This window comes from Clostridium sp. DJ247 (assembly GCF_014231265.1).
The window spans coordinates 1-1,109 of the sequence record NZ_JABAIW010000138.1; the positions used below are offsets into that span (position 1 = coordinate 1).

Annotated in this window: 1 protein-coding gene; it reads right to left on the minus strand. The window is 28.8% G+C overall.

Going from position 1 to position 1,109, the window contains the following annotated elements; all coding sequences use genetic code 11:
- Positions 1-131: 131 nt before the first annotated feature.
- A complete protein-coding gene (locus HGI79_RS22420; protein WP_185652883.1) occupies positions 132-656 on the minus strand; it encodes a hypothetical protein in 525 nt (174 codons plus the stop codon).
- Positions 657-1,109 lie beyond the last annotated feature (453 nt).

Genomic DNA, 1,109 nt, shown 5'->3' on the forward strand with positions numbered 1-1,109 from the left:
ACAGATTTTGGCTCTCTGCTTAAATTTGAGCTTTAGACTAATTAAAAATATTTAACGTGACGAAACATGGTAATATGTCCGGTCGTATAAGTTAAATTTCGGGCGTGCCATCTATATTAAAAGCTCCTTAGTCATTTTAATCTAACAGCACGGTAATTTTCCGAGTGAAGATACGAAATAGAATATGTTGTCATTCTTGCTTTAGGCGGCGTTTGCTCATATACTGTTAGTTTAGTATGATTTGTATCATTCCAATTTGAAAACAACATTATATGTTCCTCTGCTAATAATGCATCTCCAGGTCTTAATTGTTTAAAATCAATTTCCTTTGTGTATTTCTGTATATTATGAGTGGTACATCTAGGTATATTCCATGCAGCACTGACAAAACCGCTGCAATCATTGCCGTAATTAGGTTCTAAATATTTATCTTCAATACCTTGCAAATTATTGTTGCTTAAATTTTTTAGGAACTCCTTAGAATTTCTTACTTGATTTGCGCTCCAAGTATACGGAATACCTTCATAAGTTATACCTTTTTTAAATTTCTCCTGTGAATTCCACATAGGAATATCTCTATTAGGTGTCCATTTTAAATATACCATATCTTTAGCTCTATGAATGATCTTATCTTGTTGTAAATTCCCTAGAATCATAGAACAAATCTTCGCCACAATCAACATAAAAAGTACTAAGCATATAAAGAGATTTCTATAAATATTCTTCATGTTCTTACCTTTCAATATTTTTCACAAAAGCTACACTAACTTATTTACTAGTACTTCTTATTTTTTATGCTACAATTCTATAAACTTTAAATTAAATTTACAAAATAGGTAATTATTTTAATCTATTGTGAGATATCCCTTCCGTTAATACAATAATTTCCATATATTCTAGTAGCAAGTTTATTCTTCTCTTAGTTATATATTTTATAATTAGGTATTTTAAAATAACATAAATATTAATTTATAAAAGTGGAACTTTTAAATTTAATTTATGCAGCATAGGATATTGCTAGATTCTGCCACCTTTAAATAGTTTATTAGAAAGTCTTAGTCTTAAATTAGTAGAAAAGCTTAGTACTTTGATACTGTTTGAGCCTAAGC

Bases quoted from the DNA above. Each gene is read 5' to 3' on its own strand.
- HGI79_RS22420 (WP_185652883.1), bottom strand. From the start codon at position 656: ATGATTCTAGGGAATTTACAACAAGATAAGATCATTCATAGAGCTAAA.